Origin of the sequence: Collinsella sp. AM44-11, assembly GCF_003467145.1 — a bacterium.
Taxonomy (GTDB): Bacteria; Actinomycetota; Coriobacteriia; order Coriobacteriales; family Coriobacteriaceae; genus Collinsella.
In genome coordinates this window covers 168,070-191,818 of record NZ_QSFE01000001.1, presented here as the reverse complement: position 1 = coordinate 191,818, position 23,749 = coordinate 168,070, and the positions used below count along the sequence as shown (strand labels likewise).

Annotated in this window: 26 protein-coding genes; 17 read left to right on the top strand and 9 right to left on the bottom strand. The window is 56.7% G+C overall.

Features of this window, described 5'->3' with window-relative positions; all coding sequences use genetic code 11:
• The first annotated feature begins 12 nt into the window (after positions 1 to 12).
• The 12 genes from DW943_RS00940 (at position 13) to hflX (ending at position 12,118) form a co-directional block, all read left to right on the top strand.
• Positions 13 to 510: a YajQ family cyclic di-GMP-binding protein gene (locus DW943_RS00940; RefSeq protein ID WP_117758513.1), complete on the top strand. Its 498-nt coding sequence runs from the start codon at positions 13 to 15 to the stop codon at positions 508 to 510.
• A gap of 27 nt (positions 511 to 537) precedes the next feature.
• On the top strand, positions 538 to 1,887 hold the full coding sequence (gene rimO, locus DW943_RS00935; RefSeq protein WP_117861925.1) for a 30S ribosomal protein S12 methylthiotransferase RimO: 1,350 nt from the start codon (positions 538 to 540) through the stop codon (positions 1,885 to 1,887).
• 99 nt (positions 1,888 to 1,986) lie between these two features.
• Entirely contained in the window at positions 1,987 to 2,535 is a 549-nt protein-coding gene (pgsA, locus tag DW943_RS00930; RefSeq protein ID WP_233543555.1) for a CDP-diacylglycerol--glycerol-3-phosphate 3-phosphatidyltransferase, read from the top strand.
• A 12-nt stretch (positions 2,536 to 2,547) separates the two neighbouring features.
• Positions 2,548 to 3,078 (top strand): CinA family protein, encoded by a 531-nt coding sequence (locus DW943_RS00925; protein ID WP_117639874.1) that lies wholly within the window; start codon positions 2,548 to 2,550, stop codon positions 3,076 to 3,078.
• A gap of 257 nt (positions 3,079 to 3,335) precedes the next feature.
• Positions 3,336 to 4,484 (top strand): recombinase RecA, encoded by a 1,149-nt coding sequence (gene recA, locus DW943_RS00920; protein WP_022094695.1) that lies wholly within the window; start codon positions 3,336 to 3,338, stop codon positions 4,482 to 4,484.
• 11 nt (positions 4,485 to 4,495) lie between these two features.
• Positions 4,496 to 5,188, top strand: a complete 693-nt coding sequence (locus DW943_RS00915) for a regulatory protein RecX (protein ID WP_117861923.1) — start codon at positions 4,496 to 4,498, stop codon at positions 5,186 to 5,188.
• A 257-nt stretch (positions 5,189 to 5,445) separates the two neighbouring features.
• On the top strand, positions 5,446 to 6,996 hold the full coding sequence (gene rny, locus DW943_RS00910) for a ribonuclease Y (protein ID WP_089573375.1): 1,551 nt from the start codon (positions 5,446 to 5,448) through the stop codon (positions 6,994 to 6,996).
• 1 nt (position 6,997) lies between these two features.
• A complete protein-coding gene (locus DW943_RS00905; RefSeq protein WP_006235981.1) occupies positions 6,998 to 8,083 on the top strand; it encodes an ATP-binding protein in 1,086 nt (361 codons plus the stop codon).
• Positions 8,084 to 8,157: 74 nt separating this feature from the next.
• Complete coding sequence (locus DW943_RS00900) at positions 8,158 to 8,475, top strand: stage V sporulation protein S (RefSeq protein WP_006235982.1); 318 nt, start codon at positions 8,158 to 8,160, stop codon at positions 8,473 to 8,475.
• A gap of 45 nt (positions 8,476 to 8,520) precedes the next feature.
• Positions 8,521 to 9,891 carry a tRNA (N6-isopentenyl adenosine(37)-C2)-methylthiotransferase MiaB gene (gene miaB / locus DW943_RS00895; RefSeq protein WP_117861922.1) on the top strand — a complete coding sequence of 457 codons (1,371 nt, stop codon included), beginning with the start codon at positions 8,521 to 8,523 and terminating at the stop codon, positions 9,889 to 9,891.
• Positions 9,891 to 10,829 carry a tRNA (adenosine(37)-N6)-dimethylallyltransferase MiaA gene (gene miaA / locus DW943_RS00890; protein ID WP_117854739.1) on the top strand — a complete coding sequence of 313 codons (939 nt, stop codon included), beginning with the start codon at positions 9,891 to 9,893 and terminating at the stop codon, positions 10,827 to 10,829. The genes miaB and miaA overlap by 1 nt, the downstream gene beginning before the upstream one ends.
• Positions 10,829 to 12,118: a GTPase HflX gene (gene hflX, locus DW943_RS00885; RefSeq protein WP_117766609.1), complete on the top strand. Its 1,290-nt coding sequence runs from the start codon at positions 10,829 to 10,831 to the stop codon at positions 12,116 to 12,118. Before miaA ends, hflX begins: the two co-directional genes overlap by 1 nt.
• On the opposite strand, the gene DW943_RS00880 is transcribed toward hflX, so the two are convergent.
• Positions 12,103 to 12,807: a heparan-alpha-glucosaminide N-acetyltransferase gene (locus tag DW943_RS00880; RefSeq protein ID WP_055250103.1), complete on the bottom strand. Its 705-nt coding sequence runs from the start codon at positions 12,805 to 12,807 to the stop codon at positions 12,103 to 12,105. The genes hflX and DW943_RS00880 overlap by 16 nt on opposite strands.
• A complete protein-coding gene (gene lexA / locus DW943_RS00875) occupies positions 12,807 to 13,451 on the bottom strand; it encodes a transcriptional repressor LexA (protein ID WP_055250104.1) in 645 nt (214 codons plus the stop codon). Before lexA ends, DW943_RS00880 begins: the two co-directional genes overlap by 1 nt.
• A gap of 163 nt (positions 13,452 to 13,614) precedes the next feature.
• On the opposite strand from lexA, the gene DW943_RS00870 reads away from it, so the two are divergent.
• The 3 genes from DW943_RS00870 to dut are packed head-to-tail and all read left to right on the top strand — an operon-like array spanning position 13,615 to position 15,007.
• Entirely contained in the window at positions 13,615 to 14,064 is a 450-nt protein-coding gene (locus tag DW943_RS00870; protein WP_158566043.1) for a LysM peptidoglycan-binding domain-containing protein, read from the top strand.
• Between the two features lie 51 nt (positions 14,065 to 14,115).
• Complete coding sequence (gene nrdR / locus DW943_RS00865; RefSeq protein ID WP_022093781.1) at positions 14,116 to 14,559, top strand: transcriptional regulator NrdR; 444 nt, start codon at positions 14,116 to 14,118, stop codon at positions 14,557 to 14,559.
• A 4-nt stretch (positions 14,560 to 14,563) separates the two neighbouring features.
• The gene (dut, locus tag DW943_RS00860) at positions 14,564 to 15,007 is read left to right on the top strand and encodes a dUTP diphosphatase (RefSeq protein ID WP_055250109.1); all 444 of its coding nucleotides are present in this window, start codon (positions 14,564 to 14,566) and stop codon (positions 15,005 to 15,007) included.
• Positions 15,008 to 15,400: 393 nt separating this feature from the next.
• On the opposite strand, the gene DW943_RS00855 is transcribed toward dut, so the two are convergent.
• A complete protein-coding gene (locus DW943_RS00855) occupies positions 15,401 to 16,702 on the bottom strand; it encodes a glycosyltransferase (protein WP_117861920.1) in 1,302 nt (433 codons plus the stop codon).
• Between the two features lie 119 nt (positions 16,703 to 16,821).
• Here DW943_RS00855 and DW943_RS00850 point away from each other — a divergent pair, with 119 nt between their 5' ends.
• Complete coding sequence (locus DW943_RS00850) at positions 16,822 to 17,760, top strand: NAD(P)/FAD-dependent oxidoreductase (protein ID WP_117861919.1); 939 nt, start codon at positions 16,822 to 16,824, stop codon at positions 17,758 to 17,760.
• Positions 17,761 to 17,914: 154 nt separating this feature from the next.
• Complete coding sequence (locus DW943_RS00845; RefSeq protein WP_199572713.1) at positions 17,915 to 18,526, top strand: DUF1836 domain-containing protein; 612 nt, start codon at positions 17,915 to 17,917, stop codon at positions 18,524 to 18,526.
• Between the two features lie 73 nt (positions 18,527 to 18,599).
• Here the strand turns inward: DW943_RS00845 and DW943_RS00840 are convergent, their stop codons facing one another.
• From DW943_RS00840 to DW943_RS00815, 6 genes are all read right to left on the bottom strand, one after another.
• The gene (locus DW943_RS00840) at positions 18,600 to 19,466 is read right to left on the bottom strand and encodes a DegV family protein (protein ID WP_117861918.1); all 867 of its coding nucleotides are present in this window, start codon (positions 19,464 to 19,466) and stop codon (positions 18,600 to 18,602) included.
• A gap of 177 nt (positions 19,467 to 19,643) precedes the next feature.
• The gene (locus tag DW943_RS00835) at positions 19,644 to 20,756 is read right to left on the bottom strand and encodes an NlpC/P60 family protein (protein ID WP_117861917.1); all 1,113 of its coding nucleotides are present in this window, start codon (positions 20,754 to 20,756) and stop codon (positions 19,644 to 19,646) included.
• A 32-nt stretch (positions 20,757 to 20,788) separates the two neighbouring features.
• The gene (locus DW943_RS00830) at positions 20,789 to 21,319 is read right to left on the bottom strand and encodes an adenine phosphoribosyltransferase (protein ID WP_117861916.1); all 531 of its coding nucleotides are present in this window, start codon (positions 21,317 to 21,319) and stop codon (positions 20,789 to 20,791) included.
• A gap of 40 nt (positions 21,320 to 21,359) precedes the next feature.
• Positions 21,360 to 22,238, bottom strand: coding sequence for a MerR family transcriptional regulator (locus tag DW943_RS00825; RefSeq protein WP_117861915.1), 879 nt, complete (start codon positions 22,236 to 22,238; stop codon positions 21,360 to 21,362).
• 3 nt (positions 22,239 to 22,241) lie between these two features.
• Positions 22,242 to 22,676 carry an FHA domain-containing protein gene (locus tag DW943_RS00820; RefSeq protein WP_006236002.1) on the bottom strand — a complete coding sequence of 145 codons (435 nt, stop codon included), beginning with the start codon at positions 22,674 to 22,676 and terminating at the stop codon, positions 22,242 to 22,244.
• Positions 22,677 to 22,742: 66 nt separating this feature from the next.
• Positions 22,743 to 23,447 carry a CDP-alcohol phosphatidyltransferase family protein gene (locus tag DW943_RS00815; RefSeq protein ID WP_089573364.1) on the bottom strand — a complete coding sequence of 235 codons (705 nt, stop codon included), beginning with the start codon at positions 23,445 to 23,447 and terminating at the stop codon, positions 22,743 to 22,745.
• Positions 23,448 to 23,749: the final 302 nt, after the last annotated feature.

Sequence of the window (23,749 nt, the reverse complement as noted above, 5' to 3'; positions counted from 1 at the left end):
AAAGGAAACATCATGGCTAAAGATTCCAGCTTCGACGTCGTGTCCGAGGTCAACATGCAAGAGGTCGACAACGCCTTCCAGCAAACCACGCGTGAGATTTCCCAGCGCTATGACCTGAAGGATTCCGGCGCCACGATCGAGCTTTCGAAGGGCGACAAGCTCTTTACGATCAACGCCCCGGCCGACTTTGTCTCCAAGCAGATTATCGACGTGCTGAGCTCCAAGCTCATCAAGCGCGGCATCGACCTCAAGGCTGTCTCGTGGGATGCTCCGCAGGCGGCATCGGGCGGCACCGTGCGCGTGCTCGGCCATATCGTCGAGGGTATCGACCAGACGACCGCCAAGAAGATCAACAAGGACATCAAGGACCAAAAGCTCAAGGTCAAGGTGACTATCGAGGCCGACAAGCTGCGTGTTTCCTCTGCTTCGAAGGACGCGTTGCAGACCGTGATCCAGTTCCTGCGCGACCAGGACTACGGCCAGCCGCTGCAGTTCACCAACTACCGCTAATATCATTCGAAAGGACTGCTCTCCAACATGGATACACCGTTGGGCTCCGTGCTCTACATCACCCTCGGGTGCGCTAAGAACGAGGTTGACACCGACCGCATGCGTTCTCTTTTGACCGCCGCGGGCTACGAGGAGGCATTCGACCCACAGGATGCCGATATCGCCATCGTCAATACATGCTCGTTCCTCGCCTCCGCAACGTCCGAGAGCATCGAGACCACGCTCGAGCTCGCCAACGAGGTTCAGGACGGCGTTCGTTCTTGTCCCATCGTCATGTGCGGCTGTGTGCCGTCGCGCTATGGCGACGACCTGCCTGACGAGCTGCCCGAGGTCGCTGCCTTTGTGAAGGCCGACGAGGAGGACGGCATCGTGGCGGTCATCGATGGCGTGCTGGGTGTCGAGCGTGAGATCGCTGCCTATATTCCGCAAGTAAAGCGCACTGTCGAGGGCGCTGTTGCTTACGTCAAGATTTCCGATGGCTGCAACCGCTTCTGCAGCTTCTGCATGATCCCCTATATTCGCGGTCGCTATCATTCGCGCAATGCCGAGAGCATTATCTCCGAGGTACGCGACCTGGTTGCCGGCGGTGTGCGCGAGATCGTGCTGATTGGCCAGGACACGGGTATTTGGGGCTCCGACTTTGCCGACGAAGACGTCACCGATGGCTCGCCGCGCAATCTGGCGCAGCTGCTGCATGCCGTCGCCGAGGCCGTGCGCCCGCACAACGTCTGGGTCCGCGTGCTCTATCTGCAGCCCGAGGGCATGACCGACGAGCTTATCGATACGATTCGCGATACGCCCGAGGTGCTGCCTTATATCGATATCCCCGTGCAGCACTGCGACGCGCGCATCCTCAAGGCTATGCGCCGTTCTGGTTCGCGCCAGGAGCTCGAGGACCTGTTCCGCGATCTGCGTGAGCGTATCCCCGGCATCGTGATCCGTTCCACGGCCATGGTCGGCTTCCCGACCGAGACCGACGACGAGTTCCGCGACCTTATCGACTTTATGGACACCGTCGGCTTTGACTACACGAGCGTCTTTGCCTACTCGCAGGAGGAGGGCAGCCTGGCCGCCAAGATGGAGGGTCAGGTCGATGAGGAGGTCAAGCTCGAGCGCGCCCAGGAGGCCATGGACCTGGCCGAGTCGCTCGGTTTTGCCGCCACCGCCGCACATGTGGGCGAGCGCGCCCAGGTGATCGTCGACGGCATCGAGGAGACCGAGGACGGCGCCGAGCTGATCGGCCATGCTTGGTTCCAGGCGCCCGATTCCGATGGCGCGGTGCACTTGGACGCCAGCGAGGCGTCCGTGGGCGATATTCTGACGGTCGAGTTTACCGATAGCTTCTGCTATGAGCTTATCGGCCATGTTGTGGAGTAGGAGAGCATCGTGGCAAACGAGAGCAATAAGGAACTGACGAGTGTTTGGACGCCCGCCAACATCGTGACGTGCGTTCGCATCGTCTTTATCCCGGTGTTCATGATCGTGTCGGCGCTTTCTCACACGAGTGTTGCCGGTACAGATTGGAGCACCTTCGACGGCCCGCTCGCCGCCGCTGCCTTCATTCTGTATGTTATCCTGTCGTGCACCGATAAGGTCGACGGTTATCTGGCGCGCTCGCGCAACGAGATTACCGATTTCGGTAAGTTCTTGGACCCCATCGCCGATAAGCTGCTGGTGTTCTCGGCTCTGCTGCTGTTCTTGGATTTTGGCACTGTGACCGTGTGGTCCGTGTTCATTATCCTGTTCCGTGAGCTTCTGGTGAGCGCCCTTCGCATGGTCGCGAGTGCCGCCGGCGTGGTCGTTGCCGCCGATAAGCTTGGCAAGTACAAGACGGCGACCACGATGGTCTCCATCTGCGGTTACCTGTGCGTCTTTGCGATGGCCGGCTTGCACCTTGGCCCGCTGGCGCTGACGCTCGGCATCTACTCGGTGTCGCGCTTCCTGTACGCCGTTGCCGTTGTCCTGACCGTTATCTCGGGCGCCCAGTACTTCTGGAACTGCCGCAAGATCGTCTTTTCGGTCTAGGTCCTGGTGGGTATGACGGACTCTTTTGAGCAGATTTCCGCACATAACGAGGAGCTGGCGCGTCATATTGTCGAGCGCGCGAGCGCTCGGGGCGTGACGGTTTCGACGGCTGAGTCGCTGACGGCAGGTATGATCGCCTCGACGATTGCCGATATCCCGGGCGCCTCGGCGGTGCTGCGTGGCGGTGCGGTGACCTACTGCGATGAGATCAAGCATCGCGTTTTGGGCGTTGATCAGGAGACGCTCGACCGCTATACCGCGGTGTCGCATCAGACCGCGCGCGAGATGGCGGCGGGTTCGCTGGAGCTGTACCAGAGCGATATTGCAGTGAGCGCAACGGGTTATGCCGGCCCCGGCGGCGGCACTGAGGACGATCCGGCTGGCACTTTCTATATTGGCTGGGCGTATCGCGCGGCTGATGGGGAAGTGCCGGTCGTGGACTCTGTGCGCTGCCACTATGAGGGCGACCGTTCGTGTGTTCGTGCCCATGCGGTCGCGGAGGCATTGGGACGCATTGCCCTTGTGCTCAACTCTATGGAATAGACGTGTTTTCAGGGGCCTTCGGGCCCCTTAATTGTGGAGATAGGGACCCCTGACGAATTTAGCGTTTGCGCTGGTTATAGGTGTATTCTTGCCTTCCCTGTTCTTATTCGGCCCTTTGTGGTCAAGCATTTGGTCAGTGTTTGGTCGGCGTTTGGTTGGGTTTTGGAAAGACTGCCTGCATATGATTGGCCTGAACGGTTGACCACGAACAGCCGTTCGTTTATTATCGATGCAGGTTGTTAAGAGGAGGGCTATTCATGGCCAAGAATTCAGGTCCCGTACGTACCGTTCATGCTCGCACGACGGGTAAAGAGCGCGATGAGATGATCGCCACCACCAAGGCCGAGATCGAGAAGAAGTTCGGTCAAGGCTCCATCATGAGGTATGGTGACGGCGGCCCCGAGCTTGAGGTTGAGGCCATCCCCACGGGCGCTCTGGCACTCGATGCCGCTCTGGGTATCGGCGGTGTGCCGCGCGGCCGTATCGTCGAGATTTACGGTCCTGAGTCCTCCGGTAAGACGACGCTTTCGCTCGAGATCCTGGCCGAGGCCCAGGCAATGGGTGGCGTGGTGGCATTTATCGATGCCGAGCACGCGCTCGATCCCACGTATGCCGCGCGCATTGGCGTGGATATCGACGAGGTACTGATTTCCCAGCCTGATACGGGTGAGCAGGCGCTCGAGATTGTTGACATGCTCGTGCGTTCCGGCGCCATCGATGCCATCGTCGTCGACTCCGTCGCCGCGCTGACCCCGCGTGCCGAGATCGAGGGAGAGATCGGCGATACCACGGTCGGATTGCAAGCTCGTCTGATGAGTCAGGCGCTCCGCAAGCTCGCCGGCTCGCTGTCCAAGTCCAACACGACATGCATCTTCATTAACCAGCTGCGAGAGAAGATCGGCGTCATGTTCGGCAACCCCGAGACCACGACGGGCGGCCGCGCCCTTAAGTTCTTCTCTTCGGTGCGTATCGACATTCGCCGCATCGACAGCATTAAGCTTAAGGATGAGGTTATCGGTAACCGCGTGCGCGCCAAGGTCGTTAAGAACAAGGTGGCAGCTCCGTTCCGTTCTGCTGAGTTCGACATTATGTACGGTACGGGCATCTCTAAGGAGGGCTCGATTCTGGACATGGCTGTCGAGTGCGGCATTTGCAAGAAGATGGGCTCCTGGTTTGCCTATGGCGAGGACAAGCTCGGCAACGGTCGCGAGGCCGCCAAGGCGTTCCTGCGCGAACACCCCGATTGCGCCGACGAGATTGAGCATAAGGTCCGCCTTGCCTGCGGGCTTGAGTTTGATGACGATGCTCCGTCCGAGGTCGAACTGACCGATCAGCCTGCGCCTGAGGAGTTTGACGAGCTTTACGCCATCGATGGTTCCGCCATGCTCGATGATGACGACGAGTAGCGGTTACGCTCATGTCGTATACGGTGACCGAGGCCACGGTCGTCTTTCCCGATAAGAAGGCGGCCTCCTCGTTCTCGAGCGGGTATGCGTCCAAAAAGCCTTGCGCACATATCGATTGTGAGCTTGAGGGCGGTTTTGAGCGGTCCATTTGGATTCCCGTGCGGGTTGCGCGCCTGTATGTCAAAAATCGCCCCGATCTTCCCTGTGATTGGGATAACTTTCGTGAAGCGGTGCAGCTCATCGAGCGTAAATGTGCACTTACCATGGTGACCGAGATGCTATCGCGACGCGACCATGCGACGGGTGAGGTCCGTGACAAGCTGGCTCGCTACGGCTTTCGCCAGCCCGCGATCGATTTCGCCGTCGAGCGCGCCACCGAGTATCGCTTTTTAGACGAGAACCGCTTTTGCTCGTACTTTATCGAGGAACGTAAGCGGCGCGGTTGGGGACAGCGTAAAATCGAGACCGAGCTCAAGCGCCGTCATGTCGTGCTCGATGACATTCCCGGTTATCCCGAGGATTATTTTGCCGTCGAAGACGATTTGGCGCGTGCGTCAGCCCTGCTCGCCAAGCGGCGTGTTCCAGAGACGCGCGGATTCGAAAAACTGGTTCGGTTTTTGATGGGCAAGGGCTTCTCGTATCACATCGCCGCCGATGCCGTTAAGGCACGTCTCGATGCCGAACGTGAGGAATGTGCGGTTTAGGCGTATGCGTTTTGTGGCCCTGCCGTTCACCGCGTTTTAGCCGCCGTGCTGGGGCCATTTATTTGACAGTTGTTGTGGTTCAACGTACGATAAACACTGTCATTTGCTTTGTGATATGTGCTCATCTGTGATGAGTTTGTTTATATGTTTATCTGTATCCGACCCGCATAAGCTGCGCCCATATTACTCAAATGTCGCGAGCCGTTCGTAAGGACGGTTCGCTTTGTTGTGTAACGAATCCATAAAAAGGAGTGAGCATGCCTATCATCGCAGCGCTCGTTGGCATCGTTTTGGGTGCCATCGCCGCCATTGCCTACATGCGCACCGCCAAGCAGGGTAGTCTTCACGAGGCCGACGAAAAAATCCAGTCGGCACACGCACAGGCTGAGTCCCTGATCGGTGATGCCAAGCGTCAGGCCGAGACCCTCAAAAAAGAGGCTCTGCTCGAGGCTAAAGAGGAGATCATCAAGAACAAGCAGGCCGCCGAGGCCGAGGACAAGCAGCGTAAGAACGAGATTCGTACGCTCGAGAACCGCGTGATGCAGCGCGAGGAATCCCTCGATCGCCGCAACGACGCTCTCGACAAGCGCGAGCATCAGCTGTCCAGCCAGGCCGGTCAGGTCGAGAAGCGCTCCCGTGAGCTCGAGGAACTCTGCGCAAAGCAGACCTCCGAGCTCGAGCGTATCGCCGACCTTACCCGCGAGGACGCCCACAAGGAGCTCCTCGATAAGGTTCGCGGCGAGGTCACCCACGAGGCCGCCACGATCATTCGCGAGTCCGAGCAGCAGGTTCGCGCCGAGTGCCACAAGACCGCCCAGGAGATTCTGTCTCTGGCGATTCAGCGCTGCGCTGCCGATCACACTGCCGAGGTCACCGTTACCTCCGTGCACATTCCCTCTGATGACCTCAAGGGCCGTATCATCGGTCGCGAGGGTCGCAACATCCGGACCTTCGAGCAGGTTTCCGGCGTCAACCTCGTGATCGACGACACGCCCGAGACCGTCGTTCTTTCGAGCTTCGACCCGGTCCGTCGTGAGACCGCCCGTGTCGCCCTCGAGAACCTCATCGCCGACGGCCGCATTCACCCTGCCCGTATCGAGGAGATGTATCACAAGGCCGCCGACCTGGTTCAGCAGCGCGTGCGCGAGGCTGGCGAGCAGGCTGCCTTCGATACCGGCATCCACGATCTGCACCCCGAGATCGTCAAGACCCTTGGTGCCCTGCGCTACCGTACCTCGTTTGGTCAGAACGTGCTTCAGCATTCCCTCGAGGTCTCTGATCTGTGCGGCGTGATGGCTTCCGAGCTTGGCCTGGACGTTGTGACCGCCAAGCGCGCCGGCCTGCTGCACGACCTGGGCAAGGCAATCGACCACGACGTCGAGGGCCCGCATGCCGTCATCGGCGCCGAGCTTGCCCGCCGTTATGGCGAGAAGCCCGTTATCGTCCACGCTATCGAGGCTCACCATGCCGATGTCGACCCCAATACGGTGCTCGATGTCCTGGTACAGGCCGCCGATGCTGTCTCTGCCTCTCGCCCCGGTGCCCGTCGCGAGTCTGCCGAGAACTACATCAAGCGTCTTGAGAAGCTCGAGGAGATCGCCAACTCTCATGACGGCGTCGAACGTACCTATGCCATGCAGGCCGGTCGCGAGGTCCACGTCATGGTCCAGCCGGACAAGATTTCCGATGCCCAGTCCACGGTCCTGGCTCACGATATCGCCCATCAGATCGAGGAAGAGATGGAGTATCCCGGTCAGGTGCGCGTCGTCGTGATTCGCGAGAGCCGCGCTGTCGATATCGCTAAATAACATGAGCGACGCGAACGAGCTCATCTCATTTATCGCGTCGATGTCGGGGGAGGGCAACCTTCGCGTCGAGGAGAACCTTGGCGAGGGGTATGTCCGCCTCCGCGTTTCGGAGGCCGAGCGGCGCCAGGCAAAGCACGACATTCAGCATGTCGAGGACATCGTCATCGAAATGCTCCGTAATGCTCGCGATGCCGGCGCCGACAAGGTCTATCTCGCCACGACCAAGGAAGACGGCGTCCGCACGCTTGTCTTTCTGGATAACGGTTCGGGCGTTCCGCAGGATATGCAAGAGCGAATCTTTGATGCCCGCGTTACCTCCAAGCTCGAGAGCATGAAGATGGACCGTTGGGGCGTTCACGGTCGTGGCATGGCATTGTTTTCGATCAAGCAGAACACCGATGAGGCCCGTGTGGTCACGTCCGGCGTCGATCTTGGTTCAGCCTTTAAGGTGAGCGTCGCGGCCGACCGCCTCAGTGAGCGTGCCGATCAGTCCAGCTGGCCCCAGGCCGTCAAGGATGAGGACGGACGTTATGTCTGCGCTCGCGGTCCACATAATATTATTCGCGCTGCTTGTGAGTTTGCGCTCGAGGAGTTGCGTGGTTGCGATGTCTATCTCGGTTCTCCGTCTGAGATTGCCGCGACCCTTTATGCTCAAGCGTCAAGTCGGCTCGATACGTCTCGTCTCCTGTTCATTGATGACGAGAGCGAGCTTCCGGTTGTCGATCGTTTAGGCCTTGCTTCTGATGCCGAGGACTTTATCCGTATTTGTTCGGGTTTGGGTCTTGAGATGTCCGAGCGCACGGCCCATCGCATTTTGGCAGGGCAGATTAAGCCCGTTCGCGGTGTGACCGCGCGTCTGCTGCGCGAGCGTGATTCGTCCTCGCATGCGCCGGCTCCTGTCGATCTCGCGAAGGATCGTCGCGGGCTACGTATTGCCAAGGATGACATGGCACAGTTTTCGCGTGCTGTGGAGCGCGACTTTAATGACCTTGCCGCCCGGTACTATCTCAACCTTTGCGGCGACCCAAAGATCCGTGTTTCGCGTGATCGAATCACCGTGACCTTTGATCTTGCCAAAGAGGAATAGTGCCTTTACCGAGTCCACTCGGTACGATACAGTTATTGCAGTTAAAACGTACTTTTAAATGCAGGAGTTTCTTCATGGATTGCCTGAAGGTATCAAGCAAATCATCGCCAGCGTCCGTTGCCGGCGCCATCGCCGGCATGGTCAAGGATGGTGTACCCGTCAACATCCAGTGTGTCGGCGCCGGTGCCGTCAACCAGGCCATTAAGGCCGTTGCTATCGCGCGCGGTTTTTTGATTCCAACCGGTTTTGATATTTCCTGCGCGCCCGTGTTCTCCGACATCCTCATTAACGGGGAGTCGCGCACGGCCATCCGCCTTTCTATCTACGTTCACCAGATCAATCGAGCTGCTATGGATAACGTCGTCATGGATGATGTTAAGCCTGTGGCATAGCTTCTGCTTGCCTTGTTTCGCTCCCCATCGTTAGGACTTATGCACATGGACCAGCGTTCCGTACGCGATATTCTTGCCGGTAAAACCTACTTTATCCGCACCTTTGGCTGCCAGATGAATCAGCACGACTCCGAGCGTGTGAGCGGTTTGCTTGATTCGTATGGCTGCCTCATGGCGCTCGATCCCGCGCATGCCGATATCGTTGTCTTCATGACTTGCTGCGTGCGCGAGGCCGCCGATACTCGCCTGTACGGTCAGTGCAATTCCTGCAAAAGCCTGCCGCCTTCGCCTTCGGGCAAGCGCGTGGTTGCCGTTGGCGGTTGCATCGCGCAGCGCGATGGCGAGGGCCTGCTCACCAACGTCGATAACGTCAATGTCATCTTTGGCACGCATTCCATTGCACATGTGGCCGAGCTCATTGCCGAGGCGTTCCTTGATGGTAAGCGTCATATCCGCACCAATGAGCATGAGGATACGGATGCCATGAGCATGCCGTGGCATCGCGAGACTCAGTATCACGCCTGGGTGCCCATCATGACGGGCTGCAATAATTTCTGCACCTATTGCATCGTGCCGTACGTGCGCGGTCGCGAAAAGAGCCGCCCCTTCGAGGAGATTGTCGACGAGGTGACCGGTTTGGTGCGCCAGGGCGTGCGTGAGATTACGCTGCTGGGCCAAAACGTTAACTCATATGGTCGCGATCTGTTTGGCAAGCCGCGTTTTGCCGATCTGCTGCGTGCCGTGGGTGATACGGGCGTGGAGCGCATCTTCTTTACGTCTTCGCATCCTAAGGACCTGCTGCCCGAGACCATCGACGCCATGGCCGAGACACCTGCCGTAATGCCGCAACTGCACCTGGCCGTCCAGTCAGGTTCGACGCGGATCCTCAAAGAGATGAATCGCCGTTATACACGCGAGGACTATCTGGGCCTGGTTGATCGCATTCGCAACCGCATGCCCGATATCGCGCTCTCGACCGACATTATCGTTGGCTTCCCGGGCGAGACTGAAGAAGACTTTGAGCAGACGCTCTCGCTTGCCGAGACGGTCCGCTACGCTCAGGCCTATACCTTCATCTATTCCAAGCGTGCCGGTACCCCGGCCGCCGAGATTGACGATCCTACGCCGCATGAGGTTATTCTCGAGCGTTTCAACCGCCTGGTTAAGGTTATCGAGACCACGGCACACGAGTATAACCAGGGTGAGCTTCATGCTGTGGTTCCCGCGCTCATTGAGGGAACGAGTAAAAAGAACGATGCGGTCCTGCTGGGCAAGAGTCCCAAGAATCAGACCGTGCATGCGCCTATCCCCGAGGGTTACAGCATCGATCAGCTTGTTGGCAAGATCGTTGATGTTGACGTTGACGTTGCCAAGACCTGGTATTTGTCCGGTTCCGTTGTGGGCGAGCCGCGCTAATGGTTTCTCCCGGGGCAGGTCTTTCCGCCGTTGCGATCGTCGGTCCGACGGCGGTTGGTAAGAGTGATGTTGCCGACCGTTTGGCAGCTCGTCTTTCGTCCGAAGTGCTGTCGTGCGATGCGATGCAAATCTATCGCGGCATGGACATCGGTACCGCAAAGATGGCGCCCGATGAGTGCACGGTGCCGCTGCGTCTCGTTGACATTGTAGAGCCGGGTGTGGCATATTCTGCTGCGCTTTATCAGGCCGACGCTCGCGCGCATGTTGAACGTCTCCTTGGTTCGGGTTGCCTGCCGGTTTTTTGCGGAGGTACGGGGCTGTATCTCAAGGCCGCCCTCGATGAGATGGACTTTCCCTCGGGTGAACTTGAGGACGATCGTCGTGCGGGCTATCAGGAGCTTGCCGAGCGTATTGGCGAGGAAGAACTGCATGCCTTGCTTGCCGAGCGCGATCCAGAATCGGCTGCTGTTATTCATCCCCATAACGTGCGCCGTGTGATTCGCGCGCTCGAAATGCACGATGATGGCGTTTCCTATGCGCAGCAAAAATCGCAGTTTAGTTTTCCGCGCGAGCATTATCATGCGTTATGGTTTGGCCTGACGCGAAATCGCGAGGTGCTCTATGAACGCATTAACCTGCGCGTCGATCTGATGTTTGAGCAGGGTCTTGTCGATGAGGTCCGCGGTCTTATGGGCCAGGGGCTGGGTGATGCCCTGACGTCGATGCAGGCAATTGGCTATAAAGAGATCATCGATGCTTTCAATGGCGTGATGAGCATGGATGAGGCTCGCGAACTCATTAAGATGCGTTCGCGTCGTTATGCCAAGCGTCAGCTTTCGTGGTTTAAGCGCGATGACCGTATCGTGTGGTTTGATATGGATGAATGTACGATCGATGAGGTCGTTGAGGATATCCTGCATCGTATTGAGGCTGCCTAATGCCCCGTTTCCCCCTTGTTCCCACGGCACCCGAGCCCGAGCGTGCCATTTTAGTTGGTGTTGAGTGGCGCGACAATGCATGGCCGCTCGATCGCTCGCTTGATGAGCTGGAGCGTCTTGCCCACACAGCTGGTGCCCAGTGCGTGGCACGCTTGTCGCAGCGTTTGGTAAAGCCGTATCCTAAATCGTTTATCGGTTCCGGTAAGGTAGAGGAGCTGTGCGGCCTGGTGCATCGCATGGATGCCGATGTCGTTATTTTTGACGACGACCTGACCCCCTCGCAGCAATCCTATTTGGAGAAAGCCGTGGGCGAGCCGGTAAAGATTATCGATCGTACTGCACTGATCCTGGATATCTTTGGCCTGCATGCTCAGACGCGTGAGGGACGCCTGCAGGTACAGCTGGCACAGCTTCAATATTTGTTGCCTCGCCTGCGTGGCATGTGGAGCCATCTCGCCAAGGAGCAGACGCGCGGCGGCATCGGTTCACGTTTTGGTCAGGGCGAAAGTCAGCTCGAGGTCGACCGTCGCCTCATTCGTAATAAGATCGCTGCGCTTCGTCGTGAGCTCAAGCAGGTTGAACAGCGTCGCGATGTTCAATCCAAGAGTCGCATTGAGTCCCCGGCGTTTCGCGTCGCGTTAGCCGGTTATACCAATGCCGGTAAATCGACGTTACTCAATCGTCTGACCGGCTCTACGGTACTTTCGCAGGACAAGCTGTTTGCTACGCTCGACCCTACGACGCGTTCGTATCGTCTGCCCGGCGGTCGCGGCATGACGATTACCGATACCGTCGGCTTTATTCAAAAGCTGCCCCATGGTCTGGTCGATGCCTTTAAATCGACGCTGTCCGAGGTTTTGGGTGCCGATCTAATTCTCAAAGTCGTAGATGCGTCTGACGAGGACTATGAGCGGCAGCTGGAGGCTGTCGACCGCGTGCTTGATGAGATCGGCGCCGGAGAGCGTTTAACGCTTACCGTATTCAATAAAATCGATCTTCTCGATAGCGTCGATCGATTGAGTTTCCGTCGTCGCTATCCGGAGGCCGTTCTGTTCTCGGCTCAAACGGGCGAAGGGCTCGACGATCTCGTCGACCGGATTGCTCGCGAGGCAGCTGCCACCGATGTGTTGCTCTCCGCTGATATCCCGTATCGTGAGGGCGCTCTCATCACGCTGGTGCATGAGCAGGGAACCCTTCTGCATGAGGAATATCTCGAGGACGGCGTTCGCATTGTGGCGAAGTTGCCGGCTCGTATTGCACCGCGGCTCGAGCGTTATCGCACCGAGTAGACGAGCTCCAAAATGCCCAGAATGATGGGCTGATGCAGCAGATAAAAGGGGAGAGCGTGACGTCCAAGGCTGGCGAGCGCCGGCAGGGGGTTGGCGTAGGCCCAGCTAGGGACGGTCTCATCGATTCCCTGCGCTATGTGTGCGGCGAAGTATCCTGCAAGATACATAAAGATAAACGGGATGATGGGGTAGTAATCACCCGAGACAAACCCAGGGCTCGGAAATCCCAGCCACGCCAGGTAGGGGACAGGGTAGATCGTTTTGGGGATGCTCCAGGTGAGGGCGAACAACACAAGGCATAGGGGCATGCCCCATCTCGCCGTTATCTTCTTAAGGACGGGATCGGTCAACGCCACGATGCCGGTGCATGCGGCCATGCAGTAGATGATGCCAAAATTAACCGAATCGTCGACTGAGACAAGTGTTGTTGCCAACCAGACAACGAGTGCTGCTAAGGCGTATTTGGCGGCACGTTTGATATTGTTGCGCGAAAGAGTACACATCCAACCCGCGATAAACAAAAATACCCAGCTGATGCTGGCGCGCCAGACGTCTTGAAAGACAGTCTGGGTAAACCAAGGCATATCCCAGCCGTACAGGTAGGCAAGATCATAGCAAGCGTGAAAACCTGCCATAGAAATCATCGTAAACCCGCGGACGGTATCAAAGATGGTGATGCGTTTTTGCATTACGAGAACCGGCGCATCAAGCCGACGACTTTGCCCAGGATAACGGGATTCGTTGCATAGATAGGCTCCATGGTGTCATTCTCAGGCTGCAGGCGTACGCGTCCCTGCTCCTTGTAGAACGTCTTGACGGTCGCTGAACCATCGATCATGGCCACGACAATTTCGCCGTTCATGGCATTCTTTTGTTCACGGACAATGATGTAATCGCCATTGAAGATGCCGACATTGATCATTGAGCTCCCATGCACCTCAAGGATAAAGGAACCCTGATCAGTCGCGATTTCGGTCGGGATAGTAAACGTGTCTTCGATATTCTGCTCGGCCAGAATGGGGATCCCAGCCGCGACGCGACCAACGAGCGGTAGCGAGACCGTTCCGCGAGGTGCGGTGGGCTCGTCAGATTTAGAAATTGAGACAGAGGAACCGTCCTCGTTAAAGAGTTCCAGGGCGCGCGGTTTGGTGGCATCGCGCTTGAGTAGCCCGCGCGCCTCCAGGGCAGAGAGATGGGCGTGCACGGTGCTTGGGGAGGAAAGGCCCACGGCAGAAGCCATCTCGCGCACGCTGGGCGGATAACCCTTCTCCTGCTGATATTCCTTGATGAAGTCGTAAATTTGCTGCTGACGCTTGGTAATTTTGCGAGCCATCAGGGCATCCTCTCTACCCATGTCAAACAAATGTTCGAATTTTGCTTGACAGGAACAACTGTTCGAAGATAATAATAACCGAACATTCGTTCTCGCGCTAGACATTTTTGTCCGCGCGGCTTGATAAAACTGTTCTCAGCAAAACACGCGAGAGGAGAACATGATGAACGCAACGAATATGGTCCAGGGAAACCTCGCCCTTAAGCTCGAGACGCCTGCAGAACCCGCTTTTGCGGTTGTTCAGGGTGGCCGCTCCGGCATTCAACCTTTGACCGTACAGCCTGCTCGCAATCAGCAGGCTGTAGTCGCGCCGGCCCGCGTTGCCCTGAAGGTTCCGACGATTGTCGCCGTCGCCGTTGCGCTTACGCTCTTCTTTGTCCTCGCTACTTCGGTCTTTAGCGCTCGTCACGCCGCGTATGCCGAGTCCGTTTCCAACATTACTTACGAGACCATTCGCGTTCAGACTGGCGATTCTCTTTGGTCGCTTGCCGAGGAATATCCAATCGAAGGCCTTTCCACGCAAGAGACTTCCGACATGATCCGTAACGTCAATCATCTGGAGCATGGTTCGCTCGCCGCCGGTGCGCATCTTAAGGTTCCTGCTCGTTCGTAATCATTATCGCGCTGCGCATGGTACCCTTGTTATCGTTTAAGAGGAGGTACCATGCGCTGTCCCAAATGCGGCAAGGCACATACCCGCGTCGTTGATTCTCGTATGCAGGAGTCAAATAACACCATTAAGCGCCGTCGCGAATGTTGCTCGTGTAACTATCGCTTTACAACGTTCGAGCGATGCGAAGACCCAATCGAGGTCATTAAGTCAGACGGAACCAAGCAGCGGTTCGATCGCAATAAGCTGCTCGTCGGCTTGATGCGAGCCACCATCAAGCGCGATATCGACACTAAGAAGCTCAATGAGATTATCGATGACATCGAGGTCGAGCTGCGCTCTCGCACGCTGACGGCCGTCACGTCCCATGAGTTGGGTGACATGGTGCTCAAGCGCTTGGCCAAGATTGACAAGGTGGCGTACATCCGCTTTGCCTCGGTCTACCGCGATTTCAAAGACGTCGATGAGTTTCTGCAAGAGCTCGACAAGCTAAGGTGATTCCATGCCCAACATTACCGTCAACATAAAGCGTCTCGATCCCACCGTCGAGCTTCCCAAATACGCCCATCCCACCGATGCCGGCTTGGATTTGCGCTCCAACGAGGACTGCGTCCTGAAGCCCTTCGAACGCCGTCTGGTCTCTACTGGGCTGGCCATCGCCCTGCCCGACGGCTACGCCGGCTTCGTCCAGCCCCGCAGCGGCTTGGCCATCAAGCAGGGCCTGTCTATAGTCAACACGCCGGGCCTCATTGACGCCCACTACCGAGGAGAACTCAAGGTTATCCTTATCAACCTGGATCCCACCAACGACATCCAAATCAACAAAGGCGACCGCATCGCCCAGCTCGTCATCCAAGAAGTCCCCACGGTCAACCTCGTAGAAGTAGAAGAACTAGACAAAACCGACCGAGGCAAAGGAGGCTTCGGCTCCAGCGGCATCGCCTAGGGCGCCCGTATCCCTCCCGCCCGGGGCTTACCTATATCATTCCATGCTCAAACATTCTCGCGTCGCTTCGCTCGCTGCGAAACTGCGCGTGGAACGATATAGGTAAGCCCCGGGCGGGCGGCTACTCGCTTGAAACAATATTTACTTTTCTAGTAAGTCGATGCGATGAAGGGACGCCTCCTTTGTCGCATCGACTTACTGTATTTATATTTTCTGGTTCCCCTTTGCAGATTCTACTGGTGGGGAATCTGGTATAGCCGCTGGTACGTTAACGCAGCTTACCTGCGGGAGGCCCCTATATATCGTCCCGCGCGCAGTTTCGCAGCGAAGCGAGAATGTTTGAGCACGGGATGATATATAGGGGCCTCCCACAGGTAAGCGGACATTAAGACGCTACCTGATATGCGCAGGTTTTTCGCCCCAGTAGAAGCGGCAGAAGGCTCGTTTGCGCTTTTGGGGTTTGCCTACGAGCTCCATGGTTGCGATGGCTATGTCTTCGGCTGCGTGGGGGCGGCGTAGTACTTCGCCGTTGATGAGTAGGGCTTTGAGTGATTCGGGATGGTCGTGCAAGTGACGTAGGGTAACGATGAGTTCTCGTGCGGTGGTGACATGCATGCTGGCGCCCATGCCGGTGAGCATCGTGGTGTTGGCCTTTTCCTGGCCGTATGATTTGCCCAACAGGATCATCGGCAGATGCGCGCACAGGCACTCGGTAACAGTGAGTCCGCCCGATTTTAGGATTGCCAGGTCGCAGCCGTGCATGAGGGCCGCCATGTCGTCGACATAGTCCAACACCGTGACGTTATCGAGCTTCATGGCGTCGAAGAGCGTTTTGAGGCGGGTGGCATATTCGGTGTCCTTGCCGGGCAAAAAGACAAAGTGCATGTCTTCGAAGCTGCGCAGGAAGGGGAGTGTATGGTCCATCGCCGCGCGAAAGCGGACGTACGGTTGAGGTAAACTGGCGCCGGCCATAACCAGCACGACGGTCTTGTCGGTGGGGAGGTTGAACTTGGCTAGCTCTTCCTCGCGATCGTAATCCGTGTCGAATCCGGCGCGAATAGGAATGCCGGTAATGCGAATCTTTGCCTCGGGCACCTTGCGCGGACGCAGCGTTTCGGACATAAATTCGTTGGCAACACAGAATAAATCGGTGTCCTTGTGGGGCCACCATCCCTCGACTTCGTAGTCGGTCGGTACGCAGATGACCGGATAATCGATACCCGTAATTACGCGGGCGCCCACGGCAACATTGGCTGCTGTGATGTGCGTTGCAACCACGGCTATGGGCCTGCGGCTACGAATATATTCGTTGAAGGCGGGGAACATAATTCGCGACCATGCCGTTCCGCCACCCCAGAGAAGATGTCCCGTAAGCGTATATCGCCAGGTCAGGTCGTAAATGGGGCGCGTGGCTCCCGTAAAAGAAGCCGCGGTCTTATTACCGTCGAATTTAATACGTCCAAAATCAAGGATATCGAGCACTTCAATCTCAATATCCTCGGGGATGCCATTGGTGCCGCGGATGAGGTCGAATGCCTGCGCAATCGCATTTGCGGCGGCCTTGTGGCCCGAGCCAACGGAGGCGTGCACGATGGTCACGAGAGGTTTTTGCTGAGCCAGGAGCGTGGTTTGCTCCGATTGGGGAGTGCTGTGCGTGAGCAGGGGAGCGTCGTCACTCGTCTGCGCCTGATCCATCGATAACTCCCCTTCGACGTTGTAACACGGGATTTATCATTGTAGTGCATGAGTGTCATGTTCACGTAAATTTGGGTATGAGCGCAAAGAACGACAACGTTTCGACGAGAGGACTCTTCATGACTACCGATCAGACGATCGATGTTGCGATTATCGGCGGAGGTCCCGCGGGCTATGCTGCCGCCATTTATGCTGCGCGTGCCAACCTGACGACGACTGTCCTTGAGCAGGGCATGTCGGGCGGACAGATCGCTACATCCAACGAGATTGAGAATTATCCTGGCATTCCGCTGCTGAGCGGTGCCGAACTTGGTGAGCGGTTCCAACAGCATGCTGAAGGCCTGGGGGCTCAGGTTGAATGGAGTATGGTGACGGGCGTCGATTACGATGCCGATGCGGCGCTGTTTACGGTGCATCACGATATGGGCGATACGCTGGCCTCAAGCGTTATCGCTTGCATGGGTGCCACGCCGCGTCCGGCAGGTTTCGCTGGCGAGGATACGTATCGCGGTCGTGGCGTTTCGTATTGCGCAACATGTGACGGCATGTTTTTCCGCGGCAAGCAGGTTTTTGTAATCGGTGGTGGCAATTCGGCATGCGAAGAGGCGCTGTTCCTGTCCGACATTGCCAGCAGTGTGACCATCGTGCTGCGCCGCGACCAGTTCCGTGCGCCCGATGGTGTTGTTCAGAAAGTACTCGCAAAGGACAATATTACAGTTAGGTACCAAACTAGTATTGTGGAGCTATCGGGCGAAGCCATGCCAACGACGATTACCTTTAAGGACAATGCATCTGGGGAAACTCATGCCGAGTCATTTGAGCCCGGCTCGTTTGGCATCTTTGTCTTTACGGGGACGCAGCCACATACCGAGCTTGTTGAGCATCTAGTCGACCTGGCTCCCGACGGCGGCATTGTCACCGACGATTCGATGGCCACCCGTACACCTGGTCTATTTGCCGCTGGCGACATCCGTTCCAAGCGCTTACGCCAGGTTGTGACCGCCGTTTCTGATGGAGCCATAGCGGCAACGAGCGCATACGCGTTTCTTCGTGGATAAGTACGATAATATATCTTATGTAAGGTTGCTATCTTTAAACAAAGTGGTTGGACGATGCATCAATGTGTTGTCCAACCACTTTTACTTGCCGGCTATGTGGTATGTAAAACTAGATAACCTAGAATACAATATAGAAAATGAACGGAGGACCTTTATGAACCACGTTAAACACGTTATTCCGATGTCCGATTCGACGGTCAGCATTAAACCTGAGGATATTCAGCCCACTGTGCTGCCCGATGCATTTATTCAGTCCGAAGTCGTGCGCAAACTCAATACGTTGAGTCTGCCGCGCTATGACCAGTTGCCCAATGTGACGCTCTACCGCGACCAGGTTATTGAGTATGTTGCGCTGTGGATGGAGCCGCTGTCCATTTGCGTTGAGCACCCTGTCATTACGCCATCGATGATCAATAACTACGTGAAGGTCGGCTTGGTGCCTGCTCCGGTCAAAAAGCAATATGGCCGCGAGCAGATTGCCCGCCTGATCGCTATCTGCCTCTTTAAGCAGGTCTTACCTATTGCTGCGGTGCAGGCACTCTTTAACATTCAGCGTTTGAGCTACGATGCCCCGACGGCCTTCGATTATGTGGTCGATCAGCTCGAGGCATCGATTCGTTCGGCGTTTTCCGTCGAGCAGACGCCGGTTCCCGATACGGCGCATCAGGTAACGCGTGAGTCGCTGCTTGTGCGCAGTGCGGTTTCATCCTTCGTTTCGAAAGCGTACCTGATGAGCTATCTAAAGTTTAATGGGTTTAATAGCTAGCCGACGTATAAAACGGGCGGAACAAAGGGCTATCTGCCACTTTGTCCCGCCCGTATTTTTGCTTGGTTGGACGTTATTGGCCCGAAGCCACGCCCATGCCGTAGCCGATAATGAGCCCATGCATTTCGGCATAGTATGAATCTAGCCCGTTACAGGGCATGATGATAGTCTTGGAGCCTGGCCAGCGCTCCACAATTCGGCTGGCAAGTGCTTGGGCGCCTGCCTCATTCTCGACATGGTCGATAACGACCTCGCCGCCCGTAAAACCTTCGGCTTCCATGGTGTCGATGATCTTGTTGAGCATCTTCTTTTCGCCACGCGTGTGCCCGACGAGCTCGATTTTACCGGCCTCGCTCGCCGTGCCCAAAATGCGAATATTGAGCTTGTTGGCAATGACGCCGGCTGCCTTAGGAATGCGTCCGGCCTTTGCAAGGTTCTCGTAATTACACAGGCTAAAGAGAATCTTGCTGTTTTGCTCGAGACTGTCGAAGTAAGCGCAGGCGTCCTCAAAGGAAACGTCCGGGTTACTTGCAAGATAACGATCAAACAGCAAGAAGATCAGATCCATCTTGCCGCCTGCTGCCCGCGAATTGACCAGGTGAATCTGACGATTGGGCTCCTCGGCAAGTACCATATCGCGTGCCGTAGCGGCAGCGTTATAGCTTCCAGAGACACCCTCCGAGATTGGCATGCAGATCGTCTTGTCGGCGAGCTTAAAGAGCTCAGCCCACTCCCCCACGCTTGGGCAGGCGCTCGATGATGCGCTGGCTTCCGACTGAATGGCAACATTAAGCTCGTGAACATCGAGCAAAAGGTCGTCGACAAATTCGCGCTCCCCTACTCGAATTTTGAGAGGAGCGAATGCAAAGGTGGTACGGGGTGCAGTCGGTTGCCAATCGCGAAGATTGCAGCTCGAATCTGAGATAAGTGCCCAGCTCATTGAGGGTCCTTTCTAGTTGTTCCTCAACAATTATAGCTATCTTTTGGACAGATGCTGCGCATATCTAGTATTCAAAACTAGATTGTTGCTTACATGCAAAACGGGCGCTCGAGATAAAACAATGGACCTCGCTCCCCAAGGATACGAGGTCCATCTTTGCTTGCTGAGCTAAACCACTTAGTAGCGAACGAAAATATAATTGTTGTTCATGCCGGCGGCAACGGAGCTGATGATGACGCCCGTTTTGTAGTCGGAAGCATGGATCATCTGACCATTACCGATATAAATGCCGGTATGGTAGGAGTTAACCACAACATCGCCGGGTTGCGGATCGGACACACGGGTCCAACCCATGAAGTCGACCGTGGTGCCCAGACGGCAGTAGCGTCCCGTGAGGCAATAGCTTACAAAACCGGAGCAGTCAAAGCTGTTCGGTCCAATGCCGCCCCAAGAATACGCATAGCCGAGCTTGCTGTAGGCGCGCGAAACAACGGAGCCACCATCAACAGACTGACTCGGTGCTGAAGGCGTGGGAGCCGGAGCGGGCGTGGGGGCAGGCTGCGGTGCGGGAGCCGGCGTGTTGCCGCCCTGGTTGTTGTTATTGTTGGTCTGGCCGCCATTGATGGTGTTCTCGGTCGTACCGGCGGTGTCGTTGCTCACCGTGGCCTTTTCGGCGGTGCTAGCATTAATGCCAGCCTGCAGCGCAGCGTTGGCCTCGGCCTCGGCAGCGAGCTCGGCCTGCAGCTGCGAATCCAGGGAGTTTACGACGTTCTGGGCTTCAGCCTGCTGGGCATTAAGCTCGTCGACCTTCTTTTGCGTGGTGGCGACGTTCTTCTCCTGCTCGGCCTGCTTATCGGTGAGCTGCTGCTTAAGCTCCTTGACCTCTTGAATGGTCTGAGCTTGCTTATCGGAAACTTTGCCGTAGTAGAACAGACGGTTGAGCATATCGCTCAGATCATCGACACCCGTCAAAACCTGAAGCAGGCTCAGACCGCCGGTTTTGTACTCGCCGGCGACATAGGTCGAGAGCTTGGCCTGACCATCGGCGATCTCCTGCTGCTTTTGCGTGATCTCGCCGGCAGTCTGATCGAGCGCCTGCGTCTGCGTGGCAAGCTCATCGTAAATCTGCTGGGTTTGGGTGCCGATCTGCTCGAGTTTCGTACGAGCAGCGGCAAGGTCGGATGCGGTATCGGCGTAGGCAGGAGCCGCGAGGCCCAAGCCCAAAACACAAGCGAGGGTTGCCGTAGCAGCGCAGCGTGCCATGTTTTTGTGCGTGTTTGCTGTGCGCATGTAGCTTCCTTTCCAGTAACTAAGGGTAACGGCTAGCCTACCGTCACCAGGCTAAAGAGCTCCACATCGTCATCAGACGGCGTGAGCTTCTCGCGCGGGTTGAGAAACGCAAGCTCAAGTATACAACCGTAACCGATAAGCTTTGCGCCCATATCTCGCACCAGTTTACCTGTTGCCTCGACGGTTCCGCCCGTCGCGACCAAGTCGTCCAGAATCAACACGGTATCTTTAGAGCTGATAGCGTCGGCATGGATCTCAATTGAATCGGTGCCGTACTCGAGCTCGTAGCTCTGGCTTACGGTCTCGCGCGGCAGCTTGCCCGGTTTACGTGCGGGAACAAAGCCGGCGCCAAGGGCTACAGCCACCGGTACGCCAACCATAAAGCCGCGAGCCTCGGGACCCACGACCTTGGTGATCCCCATGCCGGCAAAGTGCTCGGCGAGGGCATCGGTCATGGCTTTGAGCGCCTCGGGATTGCCAAAGAGCGGCGTGATGTCTTTAAAGACGACTCCGGGCTCGGGATGGTCGGGGATGTCGACGATTTGAGATTCGAAGTCGTACATTGCATGACCTTTCAATGAGTTGCCGAAATATCAGCAGCGGTTATTTGCCCGCGGTGACGGTGCCGGAGTGCGAAGGGGCGACGACCTTGAGCGGCTTTACGAGAGAATCCTCGTGCGAAGCAGGCGCGGCAGTTTCTTCGTTTTTGGCCTTGGTGGACTCGGAGCGAGCGATTTCCTCATCGAGTGCATCGATGTCGGCGTCCTCGACCACGGCGTTGAGTGACTCAAAAACGCGGTTTTTGAGCAGCGCGGTGTGCACGCCCTCCGTCAGGTCGTGAAGCTTCTTAAACGCACGCTCGAGCTTGGCGTCGCGCTCGTCATCGGAGGTATCCATGCCGAGCATGCTCACGAGAATCTGCTCAAACATCGAAGACTCGCGGTTTGCCGACGATACGTACTGACGCAGGTTGCGCGGCTCAATGTGGAAGCGCGACAGCTCCGAGCAGTAACGGATAATTGGGAAATCTCGGCCATCGACGAGCTCTCGGTTCTGCGGGCTCTTGATGATGCGGATAAGATCGTTCTCGGCAAGGGAGCGGATAAACGAAATCTCAACACCGAGCATATCTGGAATCGTCTCGATGGGGTGCAGCTTTTGCTTGGTCTCCTTGGGCTCCGTCTTAAGCGGAACATCGGACAGAAGACCCACCTCGTAAGCCAAAGTGGACAGGTCCGTTGCGTTTTCCAAGCGCTGCTTAATGACGTTGAGTGGCATGTAGCGGGTCTTCTGCAGGTGCAGGATGACCTCGAGACGGTCAACGTCTTCCTTGGAGTACTGGCGATACCCCTTAGGCGTACGATGAGGGGTGATGAGCCCCTCATCTTCTAGAAATCTAATTTTTGAGTTCGAAAGATCGGGGTATGCGCCTCGAAGAAGGTTGACGACTTGGCCGATACTCAGATAGTTGCGTTCGGCCATGCCCTACTCACCGGTTTCGATGCGCTCCGGCGTGCTCTCGTGGTAGATGAGCGTAAACGTACCGATCTGGACGGAAGAACCATCGTGCAGCGGGGCCGCGTTGACAATGGCGCCGTCGACCCAGGTGCCATTGAGCGAGCCCAGGTCCTCAATGCGAGCGCCGAGGCCCTCGCGAATAATGCGCGCGTGGCTACGCGAAACGGTCATGTCATTGAGGAAGATGCCGTTCGCAGGATCGCGGCCGATGGTGGTCACGTCGTCCTCGAGCTCAAAGGCGGCACCAGTCTGCGGACCCTTGACGATGGACAGAACGGGTGCGGTGATGCGCACGTTGGCCATGAGGTCGGGAACGGTGACGTCGCTTGAAGGCACGCGGAATACGCAGGTAGCGTCAGCAGTCTTATCATTCTGAGGCATATTGTTAACCATGTTGTCCATGACAACCCCTAACTTATCGCGGACGTGCCGCAAATAATGAACCGTACGTAATCATACCCCAACGAATCAGTCTTCGATTTCAGGGTTCAGAAAGTCGATGTCCTCGTCCTCGGGATGCGCGAGAGCCTGTTTAATGGCCACTCCGCCCTTAATGGAATAGATGACAGCCGTGAGCATGGAGAAGATCACGCCGCCGTACACAAAGAAGATGCCGAGGGGCACCGAGCTTCCGTTGAGGCCCGGGAAGGCCGTAAGGGTTGAAGGTAAAAGATGCAGGCCGTCAATAACGGGGAACCCGAGCAGCATGAGCGAGAAGCCGGTCATGAGCAGTGCAGTGGCAATCTTTCCGGGAAAGACGACATCGATGGGGCGACGGTGATAATGACGCACGATAAGCGTGCCGATGCCCAGATAGATGTCGCGGCCAATAATGAGCACGCAGACCCAGATAGGCAGCTCTCCGCGGACCACCAGCCCAAGTACGCCGGTGAACAGCAGCGCACGGTCGCAGATGGGATCCATGACCTTGCCGAGCCACGAGACCGTCTTGGTCATGCGGGCGATCTGACCGTCCATCCAGTCGGTAGAGGCGGCAACGGCGTAGATAACGATGGCGATGACGCGGTTGTTATCCGTCACAAACAGGTACAGAAATACCAGGGTGAGGATCAGGCGCGTAAAGGTGATGAAATTGGAGATCGTAAAGATCTTATTCGACGGGTAATCGGAAGTGCCGATAAGCTCCTTTTTGATCTTCTTTTTGATGCCCACAGGACTCCCCCGCTGGTTAACGACAAAACTTTCGCTACTATACCCGTTCCTGCGATGTCTATCCAGCGTAAGCATAGAGAGTCCAGACATGAGGAAGGCGCTTTTGGGCGGCGGTGGATTTCACATTCGTGTACATCAGCCTCCAAACATGCCGAAAAATGTCGGTTTTGGAGGGTGATGTACACGTTTTGATTCGGTGATTACATCGATCGGGAAAGTTGTTGCTTTAAGCAAATTAATCATGATGTGCGGGTCGAGAAGGGCTGGCGCCAAAAGAGCCCAACGGCCGTTACGGTTTCGTT